Source organism: Halomonas faecis (assembly GCF_010993975.1).
Lineage (GTDB): Bacteria > Pseudomonadota > Gammaproteobacteria > Pseudomonadales > Halomonadaceae > Halomonas > Halomonas faecis.
The window spans coordinates 554,159-569,664 of the sequence record NZ_JAACZO010000011.1 but is presented as its reverse complement, the minus strand read 5'-3'; the positions used below and the strand labels follow the sequence as shown (position 1 = coordinate 569,664).

Genomic DNA, 15,506 nt, shown 5'->3' with positions numbered 1-15,506 from the left:
CCTTGGGCGGCGTTCGGGTGCATCAGGCCGCTGCGATCTTGCGGTTGAGCGTATCGAGGAGGCGCTCGACGACCTGGAAACGTTCCTCGTCGCGCGCCATTTCCGCTTCGAAGCGCAGGGTTTCCGCGCCGTCGAGACGGTAGATCTCCGGCGAACGCTGAATCATGTCCACCAGCGTCAAGGGGGCGACCCGAGTATGGCCGCCGAAGATCACGCGGCCGCGTTCGGCACCGGCCTCGACGCGCACGATGCCGAGCGCCTCGGCGCGCTGGCGCAGGCGGGTCTGGCGCAGCAGGGTCTTGACCGGGGCGGGCAGCAGGCCGAAGCGGTCTACCATCTCCACCTGAAGCTCCTTGAGTTCGGCCTCGTCGGCGGCATTGGCGATGCGCTTGTACATCACCAGGCGTTGCTGGACGTCGTGCAGGTAGTCGTCGGGAATCAGCGCTGGCAGGTTGAGGCTCACTTCCACTCCTTCGTCCAGCGGCGCTTCGATGTTGGGCGTCTTGCCGGCGCGAATGGCGGCAACGGCGCGGTCGAGCATCTGCATGTAGAGACCGTAACCAATGGCTTCCATCTGGCCGCTCTGTTCATCGCCGAGCAGTTCACCGGCTCCGCGGATCTCCATGTCGTGGCTGGCCAGCGTGAAACCGGCGCCCAGATCCTGGGAGGCGCCGATCGCCTCCAGCCGCTTGACGGCATCCTTGGTCATGGCGCGCGGCGGCGGGGCGAGCAGGTAGGCGTAGGCCTGATGGTGGCTGCGCCCCACGCGGCCGCGCAGCTGGTGCAACTGGGCCAGGCCGAACTTGTCGGCGCGCTCGATGACGATGGTATTGGCACTGGGCACGTCGATGCCGGTCTCGATGATGGTGGAGCACACCAGTACGTTGAAGCGCTTGTGGTAGAAGTCCGACATCACCCGTTCCAGGGCGCGCTCGGGAAGCTGGCCGTGCGCCACGGCGATGCGAGCCTCGGGCACCAATTCGCGCAGCCTGTCGGCGGCGGCCTCGATGGTGCGTACCTCGTTGTGGAGGAAGTAGACCTGGCCGCCGCGCAGGATCTCGCGCAGGACCGCTTCCTTGATCACTGCTTCGTCGCGCTGCTGGACGAAGGTCTTCACCGAGAGTCTGCGTGCCGGCGGAGTGGCAATGATCGACAGATCGCGAATGCCGCTCATGGCCATGTTGAGGGTGCGCGGAATGGGGGTGGCGGTGAGCGTGAGAATGTCCACCTCGGCGCGCAGGCTCTTGAGGCGCTCTTTCTGGGACACTCCGAAACGGTGTTCCTCGTCGATGATCAGCAGCCCCATGTGCGGGAAGTGCATCGACTTGCCGAGCAGTTTGTGGGTGCCGATGACGATATCCGCCTGCCCCCCTTCGATGCGTTGCTTGGCGGATGCCTGGTCCTTGCCTCCGGTGAAACGCGACACGAGCTCGATCTGCACGGCCGTGTCGGCGAAGCGGTCGCGAAAGTTCTCGTAGTGCTGACGGGCCAGCAGGGTGGTGGGCACCAGAACCACCACCTGGCGGCCGGCCTGCACGGCCAGAAAGGCGGCACGCATGGCGACTTCGGTCTTGCCGAAGCCGACATCGCCGCAGACGACCCGGTCCATGGGACGGGGCGAGGTCATGTCCTCGATCACTCGACCGATCGCCTCGCGCTGGTCGGGAGTCTCCTCGAAGGGGAAGCTGGCGGCGAAGCGGGCGTATTCGTCGTCGGGCGGCGTACAGGCGAACCCCTGCTTGGCTTCTCGTCGCGCGTAGACGTCGAGCAGTTCGGCGGCGGTGTCGCGTATCTTCTCGGCGGCCTTGCGGCGTGCTTTGTCCCACTGGTCCGAGCCCAGCTTGTGCAACGGAGCGAGCTCGTCATCGGCGCCGGCATAGCGCGAGATGAGGTGCAGGCTCTCCACGGGCACGTAGAGCTTGGCGCCGCCGGCATACTCGAGGGCCATGAATTCCGCGGCCTGGCCGCCGGCCTCGAGGGTCTCGAGGCCGGTATAGCGTCCCACGCCATGGGTCTGGTGCACGACCGGGGCCCCGGGCTTGAGCTCGGCGAGGTGGCGAATGGCCAGTTCGCCATCGTCGGTGGCCTTTTCGCGGCGTCGGCTCTGGCGCACTACTTCGCCGAAGAGCTCGGTTTCGCTGATGACTGCCAGGTCCGGTTCGGTCAGCCACAGGCCGGCATCGAGTTCGCCCTCGGTGACGCCCAGGCGAGCGTCGCCAGAGAGGAAGTCGGCGAAGCTGGCCTCATGGGGTATGTCGAGCTTGAGCGGGGCGAGCGTCTCTTCCAGCGCCTCGCGCCGGCCCCGTGACTCGGCGACGAACAGCACCCGGGTCGAGGGTTGCTCTTCGAGGAAGCGCGACAGCGCCGTCAGCGGCTGCCTGGCGCGGGCGTTCACCGTCACGTTGGGCGGTGCCTTGGCGGCGGGGGACTGGGCGTGGCGATGCCGGTCGTCGTCGGTCAGCTCGACGCGCGGATGGCGCTTGACGGCGGCGAACAGCTCCGCCACCGGCACGAAGGCGCGGTGCGGCGGGAGCAGGGGACGGGTGGGGTCGACACCGAGATTGTCATAGCGACTCTCGATGGATGCCCAATGGTGTTCGGCGGCCGCGAAGACGCCGGGGAGCATGGCCACTCGTGTACTGGGTGCCAGGTGGTCGAACAGCAGGGCCGTCTCTTCGAAGAACAGCGGCAGGTACTGCTCGAGCCCGGGAGCGGGAATGCCCTTGAGCGCATCCACGTAGAGCGGGCACTGGCGCGGATCCACGTCGAACAGGGTTTCGAAGCCCTCGCGAAAGCAGGCAATGGCACCGCGCGACAGCGAGTATTCGTGAGCCGGCAGCAGTTCGATGCGCTCGACCTTCTCGCGGCTGCGCTGCGTGTCGGGATCGAAGTGGCGCAGGGTGTCGATCTCGTCGTCGAACAGGTCGATGCGCAGCGGCGATTCGCTACCCATGGGAAAGAGATCGATCAGTGCACCGCGCAGCGCGTATTCGCCAGGCTCATAGACGGTTTCCACGGCGCGATAGCCGGCGCGGGCGAGGGCGTTGCGGAAGCTCTCGCGGTCGAGGCTCTGGCCAACCTCCAGGGTCAGCACCCGACCGGCGATATAATCCACCGGCGGCAGACGCTGCATCAACGTGTTGGCCGCCACCAGCACGATACCGTGCTCGCCATCCTGAAGCCGTCGCAGGGTGCGCAGGCGGGCGGAGACGATGTCCTGATGCGGCGAGAAGCTGTCGTAAGGTAGCGTTTCCCAATCGGGAAAGGGCAGTACGGGGGCCGTGGCGTAGAAGCCCAGATCATTCTCCAGGCGCTGTGCCGTGGCGGTGTCGGGCACGACCACCAAGAGAGGGGCGTCGCTGGCCAGGTTGGCTAGGGCCAGGGCAGTGGCGCTGCCGGGCGGCGTGCGCCAGTAGAGGGTGTCGCGCAGGCCGGTGGGGCGCGGTGGGTCGAGCGGGCTGAAATCGGGCATGGTGTCGAGACGTATCGGCAAGCTGGAAGGCTGGGCGCGGAGGCCGGGTGCGGTATCGAAGGGCATCATATCAGCCTAGAGCCGAGCGTGTAGTCAAGCCGGCATTCCTGTAATCCCCCTACACCACCTGCGACCATCCTGCGATTGCCCCGGGTGGGGCATGCCGGGATAATGCGCGCGTATCCCGATCCTTACCAGAGAGGCTTCACGTGAGTCAGCAACCCCTCGATATCGTCTTTCAGGAATGGCATGACAACCAGGCGCTCGCCGAGCAGATGATTCCGCTGATCGGCAAGCTCTACCGCCATCACAATGTGGTCACCACCCTGTATGGCCGCTCGCTGTTCAACCGTAGCGTCATTCGCATCCTGAAGGATCACCGTTTCGTACGGAAGGTCGAGGGCACCGAGCTTTCCGTCAGCGATACCTTCCCGCTGGTCGAGGCGCTGGTCGGTCTGAATCTGGGGCCGGCCCACGTCGATGTGGGCAAGCTGGCAGTGGCCTTCAAGAAGCGTGGCGGGGGTGACGTCGAAGCGTTCTTGCGCGAAGAGCTGGCCGAGATCGTCGATACCCACGACCCGAATGGCAGCAATGGCCAGTCCAAGGACGTCGTCCTCTACGGTTTCGGGCGTATCGGGCGTCTGCTGGCGCGTATCCTCATCGACAAGGCGGGCGGCGGCAATCTGCTGCGCCTGCGTGCCATCGTCGTGCGTGGTCGCGGCGACATCGCCAAGGATCTCGAAAAGCGCGCGAGCCTGTTGCGTCGCGATTCGGTCCATGGCCCCTTCGATGGAACCATCAGCGTCGATAGCGAGGCACGTACCCTGATCGCCAACGGCAACGTCATTCAAGTCATCTACGCCGATTCGCCCGCCGAGGTGGACTACACGGCCCATGGCATCGACAACGCCGTGGTGGTCGACAACACCGGCATCTGGCGTGACGAGACGGGCCTCGGCCAACACCTGGAGTGCAAGGGCGCCTCCAAGGCGCTGCTCACCGCACCAGGCAAGGGCGACATCAAGAACATCGTCTACGGCATCAACCACCAGGACATCGCCGTTAGCGACAGCATTCTGTCGGCGGCCTCCTGTACCACCAATGCCATCGTGCCGGTACTCAAGGTGCTCAACGACGAGTACGGCATCGAGTGCGGCCACGTGGAAACGGTGCACGCCTACACCAACGACCAGAACCTGATCGACAACTATCACAAGGGCGATCGCCGTGGCCGCAGCGCACCACTCAACATGGTGCTCACCGAGACGGGGGCCGCCAAGGCGGTGGCCAAGGCGCTGCCCGAGCTCGACGGCAAGCTGACCGGCAATGCCATTCGCGTGCCCACCCCCAACGTCTCCATGGCCATCCTCAACCTGACTCTGCAGCGCGAGACCGACGCCGAGGCACTCAACGACTTTCTGCGGCGCATGTCCCTCGATTCCCCCTACCAGAAGCAGATCGACTTCGTCGACTCCCCCGAGGTGGTCTCGACGGACTTCGTGGGTAACCGCCATGCCGGAATCGTCGATGCCAAGGCGACCATCGCCAATGGCAAGCATGCGGTGCTCTACGTCTGGTACGACAATGAGTTCGGCTACAGTTGCCAGGTAGTGCGCATCCTGCAGCACATCTCCAACGTGCACTTCCTCAAGCTGCCTCGTACCCAGGTCTGAGGTCCTCGTCCGACGGCAGTCGTCATTCCCGACATCAGCAGTCGGGAATGTCATGATCCAGATCATCTCTGTGCCATTGGGGCGGTCGCCGGAGCGACCGCCCCAGTCGCGTTCAGCACTACGCTGCGGCGCGCCATCGGCGCTTTTCAACGCCTCTTCGACCTTGCCGACGGCCCGCCATGGTGGGGCGCGTAGACCTTTTTACACCATCGGTCGTGTGGTCATTGGTCGCGCTTGTCTTTATAATGCTCGGGATTTTCGGGGTGGTCCGAGCTCTCCTCGGGCCTGACTGGTAACGTACTGACACGACAAGAATTCGCATCCATTCGCACCCCTTTCCTTCGTATATCCGATCCATCAACTGGGCGAGACTATGATCGAAGTCAAGAAAGGCCTGGATCTCCCCATCACGGGGGCGCCCGAGCCGCGCATCGAGGATGCGCGACCCGTGCGTCATGTGGCCGTCCTGGGCACCGACTACGTCGGCATGAAGCCGACCATGGAGGTCCGGGAGGGGGACAAGGTGAAACTGGGCCAGCTGCTCTTCACCGACAAGAAGAACGACGGCGTACGCTTCACGGCACCGGCCGCTGGCGAAGTGGTCGCCATCAACCGCGGCGAGAAACGCAAACTGCTCTCGGTGGTGATCGAGGTCGACGAGAGCGAGGAGGCCGAGAGCTTCACGGCGCATGGCCGTGACAAGCTCGAAAGCCTGGAGCGCCAGACGGTGGTCGACCAGCTCGTCGAATCGGGTCTGTGGACCGCGCTGCGAACGCGCCCTTACTCCCGTAGCCCGGCCATCGACAGCGAACCGGTCGATATCTTCGTTACCGCCATGGATACCCATCCTCTGGCGGCGGATCCGGCGCTGATCATCAACGAGCAGGCCGAAGCCTTCGAGGATGGTCTGAAGGTGCTCAAGCGCCTGACCGAGGGCAGGGTGTATCTATGCACCGCCCCGGACGCACGCGTTCCCGGCGGTGAGGTCGCGGGCGTGCAGACCGAGACCTTCGCGGGGCCGCATCCCGCCGGCTTGGTCGGAACCCACATCCATTTCTTGTCACCGGTCTCGCTGCAGCGTCGCGTGTGGTACATCGGCTACCAGGACGTCATTGCCGTCGGCAAGCTGTTCAGCGAAGGCCAGCTCGATGTCAGCCGGGTGATTGCCGTGGGCGGCCCGCGGGCCGAGAACCCGCGCCTGCTGCGCACTCGGGTGGGTGCCAGCACCGAGGAACTGCTGGCCGGTGAGGTCGTCGAACCCGATGAAACACGCGTGATCTCCGGCTCGGTGTTCTCCGGCTTCACCTGCGAGGGCGCGCTGCGCTACCTGGGCCGCTTCCACCATCAGGTGAGTCTGCTCGAAGAGGGCAACAAGCGGGTCTTCCTGGGCTGGCTGTCGCCGGGCAGCAACCGTCACTCGGTCATGGGTATCTACCTGTCGAAGCTCAAGGGCCTGCGCGACTACGCGCCGACCACCTCGACCAACGGCTCCGAACGCGCCATGGTGCCGGTGGGTGTCTATGAGGAAGTCATGCCGTTGGACATCCTGCCGACCCAGCTGCTGCGCACGCTGATCGTCGGCGACATCGAGGTCGCCATGCAGCTCGGGTGCCTGGAACTGGATGAAGAGGACCTCGCCCTGTGCACCTACGTGTGCCCTGGCAAGTACGAGTACGGTCCCATCCTGCGTGATAACCTCACCCTTATCGAGAAAGAGGCCTGATGATGGGTATCCGACAGACACTCGACAATCTCGAACCGCACTTCCACAAGGGTGGCAAGTACGAGAAGTTCTATCCGCTCTATGAGGCGGTGGACACCATCTTCTACTCGCCTCCCGACGTGGCTAAGACCACGGCTCATGTGCGCGACGGCATCGACCTCAAGCGCATCATGATCACCGTGTGGCTGTGCACCTTCCCGGCCATGTTCTTCGGCATGTGGAATGCCGGCTGGCAGGCCAACATGGCCATCGCCGACGGCTTCGCTTCCATGGACGGCTGGCGCGAAGCCATCATGATGGTGCTGGCCAGCGGTCACGAAGCCGATAGCCTGTGGGCCAACTTCGTGTTGGGGGCGACCTACTTCCTGCCCATCTATCTGGTCACCTTCGTGGTCGGGGGGTTCTGGGAAGTGCTGTTCGCCATCAAGCGCGGCCACGAGGTCAATGAAGGGTTCTTCGTCACCTCCATCCTGTATGCCCTGATCCTGCCGGCCACGATCCCGCTATGGCAGGTAGCGCTGGGCATCACCTTCGGCGTGGTTATCGGCAAGGAGATCTTCGGCGGCACCGGCAAGAACTTCCTCAACCCGGCATTGACGGGCCGTGCTTTTCTCTACTTCGCTTATCCGGCACAGATTTCCGGTGATGCGGTGTGGGTCGCGGCCGACGGTTTCACCGGAGCGACTGCGCTCTCCGTCGCCTATCAGGATGGCATGGCGGCGCTGTCCAGCCAGTGGAGCTGGTGGGATGCCTTCCTCGGCTTCATGCCGGGCTCGGTCGGCGAGACGTCCACCCTGGCCATTTTCATCGGCGCCGCGGTGCTGCTGTGGACCAAGATCGCCTCGTGGCGGATCATGCTGGGTGTGTTTCTCGGCATGGTGGTCACTAGTGCGTTGCTCAATATGGTCGGCTCGGAGAGCAACCCGATGTTCGCCATGCCCTGGTACTGGCATCTGGTGGTGGGTGGCTTCGCCTTCGGCATGGTGTTCATGGCCACCGATCCGGTATCCGCCTCCATGACCAACCCCGGGCGACTGATCTTCGGAGCGCTCATCGGCGTGATGACCGTGCTGATCCGCGTGGTCAACCCCGCGTTCCCCGAGGGCATCATGCTGGCGATTCTGTTCGCCAACCTGTTCGCCCCGCTCATCGACCACTTCTTTGTTCAGGCCAACATCAAGCGCCGCTTGCAGCGCACCGGTGTGCCGGCCGAGGAGACCGCCTGATGGCACAGAGCAACAACTCCATCAAGAAGATCCTGACGGTGGCGTTCGCACTCTGCATCGTGTGTTCGGTCATCGTCTCCACCGCCGCGGTGGCGTTGCGTCCCATGCAGCAGCTGAACCAGGAGTTGGATCGCAAGACCAACATCCTCAGCGTGGCCAATCTCTACGAAGAGGGCATGGACGTCGAGGCGGAGTTCGAGAAGATCACCGCTCGGGTGGTGGATCTGCGCACCGGGGAATACACCGACGAGTTCGATCCCGACACCTACAACAGCTTCGAGGCAGCGCGCGATCCGGCGTCTTCTCGGACGCTGTCCGGGGATCGCGACATCGCGGGCCTGTCGCGGCAGGAGAATTTCTCCACCGTCTACTTGGTCGGTGAGGATCCGGACGATCCCGAGCAGATCATTCTGCCGATCCGTGGCCAGGGGTTGTGGGGCCTGATGCGCGGCTACATTTCGCTGGAAGGCGACGGCAACACCTTCGTTGGCATCACCTACTACGAGCATAGCGAGACGCCCGGGCTGGGTGCCGAGGTCAACAACCCGCGCTGGCAGGCCCAGTGGGAAGGCAAGGAAGTCTTCGCCGACGACCAGGCTGTGGCCCCGGCCATCAGCCTGGTCAAAGGCGGTGCCAGCGAATCGACCGAGGTCGATGCGCTGTCGGGAGCGACCCTGACCAGCCGCGGTGTGACGAACATGCTGAAGTTCTGGCTGAGCCCTGAGGGCTTCGGCGAGTACCTGGCCCGCTTCCGCGGTGAAGTGAGTCCGGACGAGGCCCAGGACGCTGACGTCGAACTCGAATCTGAAGGAGCCTGACCATGTCCGCTGCGACTCCCAAGGGCGTCCTGACGACGCCGATCTTCAAGAACAACCCCATCGCCCTGCAGATCCTGGGGATCTGCTCGGCGCTGGCGGTGACCACCAGCATGAGTGTGTCGCTGGTCATGACGTTGGCCGTGATCTTCGTGACGGCCTTCTCCAACCTCTTCGTATCGCTGATCCGGAATCACATTCCCTCGTCGATTCGCATCATCGTGCAGATGACCATCATCGCCTCGCTGGTGATCGTGGTCGATCAGATTCTCAAGGCCTACGCCTACGAGATTTCCAAGCAGTTGTCGGTGTTCGTCGGCCTGATCATCACCAACTGCATCGTGATGGGGCGTGCCGAGGGCTTCGCGATGACCAATACACCGGGGATGTCCTTCTTGGATGGCGTCGGCAACGGCATCGGCTACGGTTTCATCCTGATGACCGTGGGCTTCTTCCGCGAGCTGCTTGGTGCCGGTAGCGTGTTCGGCTTCACCGTGCTGCAGCCGGTACAGGACGGCGGCTGGTACGTGCCCAACGGCCTGCTGCTGCTGCCGCCCTCGGCGTTCTTCATCATCGGCCTGATCATCTGGGTGCTGCGCGAGACGCATCCGGAGCAGGTCGAAGAGAACGAGTTCAAGATGAAGGAAAATACCCAGCCGAAGGAGGCCGTCTGACATGGAACACTATCTGAGCCTGCTCGTCGCCTCGGTCTTCGTCGAGAACATGGCCCTGGCGTTCTTCCTGGGCATGTGTACCTTCCTGGCCGTGTCCAAGAAGGTGTCGTCGGCCTTCGGCCTGGGCATCGCGGTCATCGTGGTGCTGACCATCACGGTGCCGGTCAACAACCTGATTCTGCACTACCTGCTGGCCGAAGGCGCGCTGACCTGGACCGGTATCAGCGGTACCGAGAACATCGACCTGACCTTTCTCGGCTATCTGAGTTACATCGGCGTGATCGCTGCCATCGTGCAGATCCTCGAGATGTTCCTCGACAAGTACGTGCCCGCGCTGTACAACGCGCTGGGCGTGTTCCTGCCGCTGATCACGGTCAACTGCGCGATCCTTGGTGGCGTGCTGTTCATGGCCGAGCGCAACTACAACTTCGGTGAATCCGTGGTGTATGGCTTCGGTGCCGGCCTGGGCTGGGCACTGGCCATCACGGCGCTGGCCGGCATCCGCGAGAAGCTCAAGTACAGCGACGTGCCCGCTGGTCTGCAGGGTCTGGGCATCACCTTCATCACCGTGGGTCTGATGTCGTTGGGCTTCATGTCCTTCTCCGGCATCCAGCTCTGAGACAGGGTGCGTTCCCGATGGCGCCCAGCGTCGTCGGGAAACCGGTTACTCACAGCAAATAGGAAACCGACATGGTTGGTACAACTATCATCTTGCTCGGTGTGGTCATGTTCACCGTGATCGTGGTCAGTCTGGTCATGGTGATCCTGGCGGCGCGTAGCCGTCTCGTCACCAGCGGTGACGTGACCATCGAGGTCAACGGCGACCCCGAGCACACCCTCCAGACACAAGCCGGCGGCAAGCTGCTCAATACCCTGGCGGCCAACGGCATCTTCCTGTCGTCCGCCTGCGGTGGCGGCGGCTCCTGCGCTCAGTGCAAGTGCCGTGTGGAGGAGGGCGGTGGCGCCATCCTCCCCACCGAGGAGTCGCACTTCACGCTGCGCGAGAAGAAGGAGGGCTGGCGTCTCTCCTGCCAGGTACCGGTCAAGCAGGACATGAAGATCGAGGTGCCGGAGGAGGTCTTCGGCGTCAAGAAGTGGGAGTGCGAGGTCATCTCGAACCCCAACGTCGCCACCTTCATCAAGGAGCTGAACCTCAAGTTACCCGAAGGCGAGGATGTCGGCTTCCGCGCCGGCGGCTACGTGCAGTTGGTGGCGCCGCCCTACGACATCTCCTTCTCCGATTTCGACATCGAGGAGGAGTATCGCGGCGACTGGGAGAAATTCGACCTCTTCAAGATCCGCCACAAGAACGACGAGGAGATCATTCGCGCCTACTCCATGGCGAACTATCCTGAAGAGAAGGGCATCCTCAAGTTCAACATCCGTATCGCCACGCCACCTCCCGGCACCAACCACCCCCCGGGGCTGATGTCCACCTACGTCTTCAACCTGAAGCCGGGTGACGAAGTCGCGGTGATGGGGCCCTTCGGCGAGTTCTTCGCCAAGGATACCGATGCCGAGATGGTCTTCGTCGGCGGTGGCGCCGGCATGGCGCCCATGCGCAGCCATATCTTCGATCAGCTCAAGCGTCTCGAGACCGATCGCAAGATCAGCTTCTGGTATGGTGCCCGCTCCTGGCGCGAGACCTTCTACAACGAAGAGTACGACCAGCTGGCCGAGGAGTTCCCCAACTTCGAGTGGCATCTGGCGCTGTCCGATCCTCAGCCCGAAGACAACTGGGACGGGCCGACGGGCTTCATCCACAACGTGCTTTACGACATGTACCTCAAGGACCACCCGGCTCCCGAGGACTGCGAGTACTACATGTGCGGGCCGCCCATGATGAATGCGTCCGTCATCAAGATGTTGATCGATCTCGGCGTCGAACCCGAGAACATCATGCTGGACGATTTCGGCGGATGATTTGACGCCGTCGGGCGATATCGGGGCTGGCCCATGGTGGGCCGGCCCCTTGACGTCATTTCACCCTGTCTGCCGGTCCGAACGATCGCCTGCCCAGGCCGACGGGTCGGCATACAAGGTGATCTGGAGTGACAGTACGTCGGCCACCGTGGCCGATCTTGCCGGCCAGTCGGCCCACCCTCGGTATGTATCGTCTCCACCTCGTCCGGGAGCATGACTGCCGTTGGGTTGTCTCAATACTGGAAGCTGAGAATTTTCATGACAGGCGTCCCCGCACTAACGACACAGGTCGTCGCTGGGCGCAAGGAGCCATTTCGATGACGACTTTCTTCGTGGTACTCGGGTTCATGCTACTGATCATGGCCGCCATGGCCATTGGGGTAATCATGGGGCGCAAGCCGATAGCGGGCTCCTGCGGCGGTCTCAACAAGCTCGGCCTAAAGGACGGCTGCGAAGTCTGTGGTGGCCGCGATGACGTCTGCGAAGAGGAGAATCGCAAGGTTGGTGCCCGCCGGCGCAGCGATGAGAATCGCGGTGTCGATCTCGGCTACGATGCGACTCGTCGCTGATCGGATTTTGCCTGAAGTCGTCAGTCGCAAACCGTGGGTCTGATGAACCAACCGACGCTGGCGGCCCGCTGCGTAGCAAGGTAGCGGCATACGGCTTACGTCGGGTGCGGGCCCTGGCGTTCCCATTGCGAAGAAGGAGACCATCGGACCCATGGCAGTCTACAACTACGACGTGGTGGTGATCGGCACCGGCCCGGCAGGCGAGAGTGCTGCCATCAATGCCGCCAAGCACGGCAGGCGGGTCGCCGTCGTGGAGAAGCAGCCGCTGGTGGGCGGCAATTGCACGCACTGGGGAACCATCCCGTCCAAGGCGTTGCGCCACCAAGTCAAGCAGATCATGGCATTCAACACCAATCGCATGTTTCGCGACATCGGCGAGCCGCGCTGGTTCTCCTTCCCCAAGGTGATGGAGCGTTCGCGGATCACCATCGAGCAGCAGGTGGCGATGCGCACCAACTTCTATGCACGCAACCGGATCGATCTGTTCAACGGCGTGGCCCGCTTCCAGGACGAGCATACCCTGCTGGTGCGTGACAGCCAGGACGCGACCGATGAGCTGGTGGCCGAGAAGATCGTCATCGCCACCGGGTCGCGGCCCTACCGCCCGGCGGATATCGATTTCCGGCACCCGCGCATCTACTGCTCGGATACCATCCTCAGTCTCAATCATACGCCGCGCACCCTGATCATCTTCGGCGCTGGCGTGATCGGCTGCGAATACGCATCGATCTTTTCCGGACTGGGCGTGAAGGTCGATCTGATCAACAACCGCGGCAGCCTGCTTTCGTTCCTGGACGACGAGATCAGCGATGCGCTCTCCTACCACCTTCGCAAGCACGGCGTACTGATTCGCCACAATGAGGAGTACGATCGGGTCGAGGGCGATGACTCGGGGGTGATCGTGCACCTCAAGTCGGGAAAGAAGCTGCGCGCCGACGCCTTCTTGTGGGCCAACGGACGTACCGGCAATACCGATCAACTCGGACTGGAAAACATCGGGCTCGAAGCCAATGGCCGCGGTCAGCTTGCCGTCGACGAGCACTATCGTACGGCCATCGGGCATGTCTATGCGGCGGGCGACGTGATCGGCTGGCCGAGCCTGGCCAGCGCGGCCTACGATCAAGGGCTCAACGCCTGCGACGAACTGCTCGACCGCGACTACCGTTTCGTCACCGAGGTGCCCACCGGGATCTACACGATACCCGAGATCAGCTCTTTCGGTCGCAACGAGCGGGAGCTCACCGAGGCCAAGGTGCCTTACGAAGTGGCCCAGGCATTCTTCAAGGATACCGCTCGCGCCCAGATCACCGGTGACACCGTGGGCATGCTCAAGATCCTCTTCCATCAGGAGAGCCTGGAGATTCTGGGTATTCACTGCTTTGGCGACCAGGCCTCCGAGATCGTCCATATCGGCCAGGCGATCATGCAGCAGAAGGGCGAGGCGAACTCTCTCAAGTACTTCGTCAGCACCACCTTCAACTACCCGACCATGGCCGAGGCTTATCGTGTGGCCGCTCAGAACGGGCTCAATCGGGTGTTCTAGAATCGAGCGATGTCAGCCGTCACGAAACTCGTGCCGATAACAGGGGGACGACGCCGGCTCTGTGTCGGCGGCATCTTCATCGCTGAGTGCCGCCAGCAGTGCCTCTCGCAGAATGGGTAGGTGCGAATCGTCGATGTGTCGCGTGGCGGTGAGCAGCGTGAGCCGGCCTCGGCGAGCATGGCGCATCAGGGGTACCAGGCACTCCGGTGCATCGCGCAGCTCGCCGCGATAGCGGGCGGCGAAGACGGCGTGGCTGATCGTGCCTTGATGGTACTGACGGCGCAGGGCTGGTGAGGGCGAGGCGTCGCGGTACCAGTCGGTGAGGGCAAGGCTTTCCCGGCGCTTCCCGCGTGGCCAGAGCCGGTCGACGAGTATACGGGCACCGTCGTCCTCGGTGGCGGGAGCGTAGACACGTTTGAGAACGATCTCGTAGCTCATGCAAACCTCCACGTTGGTGGCCATCACTGGGGCGGTCAGCTAGTCGCTCGTCGTGCTGGCTTCCAGCGCAGACAGCGCCTCCCGGGCGTGTTCTTGCCAGGGGCCGGGGAGGGCGCTGGCTCGCTCGAGGGCCTGGCGGGCCGCCGCGGTGTCACCTTGCTCACGCAATGTCAGACCGAGGTTGAGCCAGCCTACGGTCAGGTCGTCTTGTCGGGCCACTGCCCGTTGAAAGGCGGTGATGGCACCCTGGGCATCGCCGCTGGCATGACGGGCGTTGCCCAGGGCGAAGTGTGCCATGGCCGCATTGGGAAAGCGTGTGGTGAGGGCCTCCCATCCGGGCAGGGCGGCTTCGGCTCCCTGGACGCGCTCGAAATCGGCGGTGGCCTCGATGGCGGTTTCCGCATCGATGGCGGTCGGCAGTTCTCCCGGCGGCAGGGCTACGAAGCCCCAGCGGTCGCTGCGCGCCCAGGTGGCATCGAAACGGCGAAAGGACTCGCGGCGCCGGGCTTCTTCGCCGCTATGCAAGATCAACTCGCCAGCCGGCCGATCGTAGCCGATGACGACGGCATAGTGCCAAAGCGGCCACGCCGGCAATGAGAGGTTCTGCAATACCACGACGGGATGATCGCCTTTGGCCAGCTCCGTCAGCAGGCTCTCGAAGCGGTTGTCGATCACGAAGGGAATGCGGCCCTGACGCCGCACGGTGGCGAGCATTTCCGGTTGTACGCTGCCCTCGCGGCCGGGGAGGAAGACTCGAGGGATCAGCTCGTCGACGCTGACATCGACGCCCTGATGTTCGAGCACCATGGCCAGCGAGGCCGGGCCGCACTGATAGTCGCGCTGAGCGTGAAAGGGGACGTCATCGTGAAGCAGGCGGGAGGGAAGCTTCTGTGCGGTGGCATCGCTCAAGCGTGGCGCTGAGGCACAGCCGGCGAGCAGTAACGCCAGGGCCACCAACAACAGAACGCCCGCCGGGCGGGCGTTCCGCAGAGGGTAGGATGCCTGGTTGCGCATCGCGATGGCTATTCAGCGCGTGAAGGGGAAGACGTTGGTCAGGCCGAGAATGTCGGTGACCAGCAGGATGACGAAGACCGCGAAGAGCGCGCCCACGACGCTGGCGCCGGCCGGCATCTCGTCGAGTTGGTCGGCCATCTGCTGTGCCTCGGCATCGGAGAGTGCGGCGACGCGAGCTTCGATGTCGGCAGGGTCGACGCCCTGGGCATCGAGCTGCTGGCGGACGTCGTCGCGTGCCAGTACTTCATGAATGCGCTCCCGGGCGTCGCTGCTGCGTTCGGCCTGGAGTGCAGCCTGAGTACCGATCAATTCGTTGCCAGCGCCCTGTGGGGCGGCAGCAACCGGCAGGCTACCCAGGATCATGGCGAGGATCAGCAGCGGGCTGAGAAAGCGGCGAAGCGTGGTCATGGTAAGGCTCCTTCTCTTTTTAATGAGC

The 15,506-nt window shown here is 63.6% G+C and carries 13 protein-coding genes; 9 read left to right on the top strand and 4 right to left on the bottom strand.

The genetic code is table 11. From position 1 onward, the window contains the following. Window positions 1-22: 22 nt before the first annotated feature. Window positions 23-3,472, bottom strand: a complete 3,450-nt coding sequence (gene mfd, locus GFD32_RS07980; RefSeq protein WP_163576083.1) for a transcription-repair coupling factor — start codon at window positions 3,470-3,472, stop codon at window positions 23-25. A gap of 209 nt (window positions 3,473-3,681) precedes the next feature. On the opposite strand from mfd, the gene GFD32_RS07975 reads away from it, so the two are divergent. The 9 genes from GFD32_RS07975 to sthA all read left to right on the top strand — a co-directional run bounded on the left by GFD32_RS07975 (window position 3,682) and on the right by sthA (window position 13,618). Beyond that, a complete protein-coding gene (locus tag GFD32_RS07975; RefSeq protein ID WP_163576006.1) occupies window positions 3,682-5,145 on the top strand; it encodes a glyceraldehyde-3-phosphate dehydrogenase in 1,464 nt (487 codons plus the stop codon). Window positions 5,146-5,518: 373 nt separating this feature from the next. Further along, window positions 5,519-6,868 carry a Na(+)-translocating NADH-quinone reductase subunit A gene (locus tag GFD32_RS07970; protein WP_163576005.1) on the top strand — a complete coding sequence of 450 codons (1,350 nt, stop codon included), beginning with the start codon at window positions 5,519-5,521 and terminating at the stop codon, window positions 6,866-6,868. Next, entirely contained in the window at window positions 6,868-8,094 is a 1,227-nt protein-coding gene (locus GFD32_RS07965; RefSeq protein ID WP_163576004.1) for an NADH:ubiquinone reductase (Na(+)-transporting) subunit B, read from the top strand. The genes GFD32_RS07970 and GFD32_RS07965 overlap by 1 nt, the downstream gene beginning before the upstream one ends. Further along, window positions 8,094-8,912: a Na(+)-translocating NADH-quinone reductase subunit C gene (locus tag GFD32_RS07960; RefSeq protein ID WP_163576003.1), complete on the top strand. Its 819-nt coding sequence runs from the start codon at window positions 8,094-8,096 to the stop codon at window positions 8,910-8,912. The genes GFD32_RS07965 and GFD32_RS07960 overlap by 1 nt, the downstream gene beginning before the upstream one ends. A gap of 2 nt (window positions 8,913-8,914) precedes the next feature. Beyond that, window positions 8,915-9,583, top strand: coding sequence for an NADH:ubiquinone reductase (Na(+)-transporting) subunit D (locus GFD32_RS07955; RefSeq protein ID WP_163576002.1), 669 nt, complete (start codon window positions 8,915-8,917; stop codon window positions 9,581-9,583). A 1-nt stretch (window position 9,584) separates the two neighbouring features. After that, window positions 9,585-10,202 carry an NADH:ubiquinone reductase (Na(+)-transporting) subunit E gene (gene nqrE, locus GFD32_RS07950; RefSeq protein WP_163576001.1) on the top strand — a complete coding sequence of 206 codons (618 nt, stop codon included), beginning with the start codon at window positions 9,585-9,587 and terminating at the stop codon, window positions 10,200-10,202. Between the two features lie 71 nt (window positions 10,203-10,273). Continuing rightward, on the top strand, window positions 10,274-11,506 hold the full coding sequence (nqrF, locus tag GFD32_RS07945; protein ID WP_163576000.1) for an NADH:ubiquinone reductase (Na(+)-transporting) subunit F: 1,233 nt from the start codon (window positions 10,274-10,276) through the stop codon (window positions 11,504-11,506). A 317-nt stretch (window positions 11,507-11,823) separates the two neighbouring features. Further along, window positions 11,824-12,075: a (Na+)-NQR maturation NqrM gene (gene nqrM, locus GFD32_RS07940; protein ID WP_163575999.1), complete on the top strand. Its 252-nt coding sequence runs from the start codon at window positions 11,824-11,826 to the stop codon at window positions 12,073-12,075. 151 nt (window positions 12,076-12,226) lie between these two features. Next, window positions 12,227-13,618 (top strand): Si-specific NAD(P)(+) transhydrogenase, encoded by a 1,392-nt coding sequence (gene sthA, locus GFD32_RS07935; RefSeq protein WP_163575998.1) that lies wholly within the window; start codon window positions 12,227-12,229, stop codon window positions 13,616-13,618. Between the two features lie 12 nt (window positions 13,619-13,630). On the opposite strand, the gene GFD32_RS07930 is transcribed toward sthA, so the two are convergent. From GFD32_RS07930 to GFD32_RS07920, 3 genes are read right to left on the bottom strand one after another with little or no spacing between them, the layout of a single operon-like run. Continuing rightward, on the bottom strand, window positions 13,631-14,056 hold the full coding sequence (locus GFD32_RS07930; RefSeq protein ID WP_163575997.1) for a DUF488 domain-containing protein: 426 nt from the start codon (window positions 14,054-14,056) through the stop codon (window positions 13,631-13,633). A 39-nt stretch (window positions 14,057-14,095) separates the two neighbouring features. Next, window positions 14,096-15,070, bottom strand: a complete 975-nt coding sequence (locus tag GFD32_RS07925) for a PA2778 family cysteine peptidase (protein WP_163575996.1) — start codon at window positions 15,068-15,070, stop codon at window positions 14,096-14,098. A 12-nt stretch (window positions 15,071-15,082) separates the two neighbouring features. Beyond that, entirely contained in the window at window positions 15,083-15,478 is a 396-nt protein-coding gene (locus GFD32_RS07920; RefSeq protein ID WP_163575995.1) for a PA2779 family protein, read from the bottom strand. Window positions 15,479-15,506 lie beyond the last annotated feature (28 nt).

Excerpts from the sequence above, each read along its gene's own strand:
- mfd (WP_163576083.1), bottom strand. The coding sequence starts at position 3,472 with ATGCCCGATTTCAGCCCGCTCGACCCACCGCGCCCCACCGGCCTGCGC.
- GFD32_RS07970 (WP_163576005.1), top strand. The coding sequence starts at position 5,519 with ATGATCGAAGTCAAGAAAGGCCTGGATCTCCCCATCACGGGGGCGCCC.
- GFD32_RS07965 (WP_163576004.1), top strand. The coding sequence starts at position 6,868 with ATGATGGGTATCCGACAGACACTCGACAATCTCGAACCGCACTTCCAC.
- GFD32_RS07960 (WP_163576003.1), top strand. The coding sequence starts at position 8,094 with ATGGCACAGAGCAACAACTCCATCAAGAAGATCCTGACGGTGGCGTTC.
- GFD32_RS07955 (WP_163576002.1), top strand. The coding sequence starts at position 8,915 with ATGTCCGCTGCGACTCCCAAGGGCGTCCTGACGACGCCGATCTTCAAG.
- nqrE (WP_163576001.1), top strand. The coding sequence starts at position 9,585 with ATGGAACACTATCTGAGCCTGCTCGTCGCCTCGGTCTTCGTCGAGAAC.
- nqrF (WP_163576000.1), top strand. The coding sequence starts at position 10,274 with ATGGTTGGTACAACTATCATCTTGCTCGGTGTGGTCATGTTCACCGTG.
- nqrM (WP_163575999.1), top strand. The coding sequence starts at position 11,824 with ATGACGACTTTCTTCGTGGTACTCGGGTTCATGCTACTGATCATGGCC.
- sthA (WP_163575998.1), top strand. The coding sequence starts at position 12,227 with ATGGCAGTCTACAACTACGACGTGGTGGTGATCGGCACCGGCCCGGCA.
- GFD32_RS07930 (WP_163575997.1), bottom strand. The coding sequence starts at position 14,056 with ATGAGCTACGAGATCGTTCTCAAACGTGTCTACGCTCCCGCCACCGAG.
- GFD32_RS07925 (WP_163575996.1), bottom strand. The coding sequence starts at position 15,070 with ATGCGCAACCAGGCATCCTACCCTCTGCGGAACGCCCGCCCGGCGGGC.
- GFD32_RS07920 (WP_163575995.1), bottom strand. The coding sequence starts at position 15,478 with ATGACCACGCTTCGCCGCTTTCTCAGCCCGCTGCTGATCCTCGCCATG.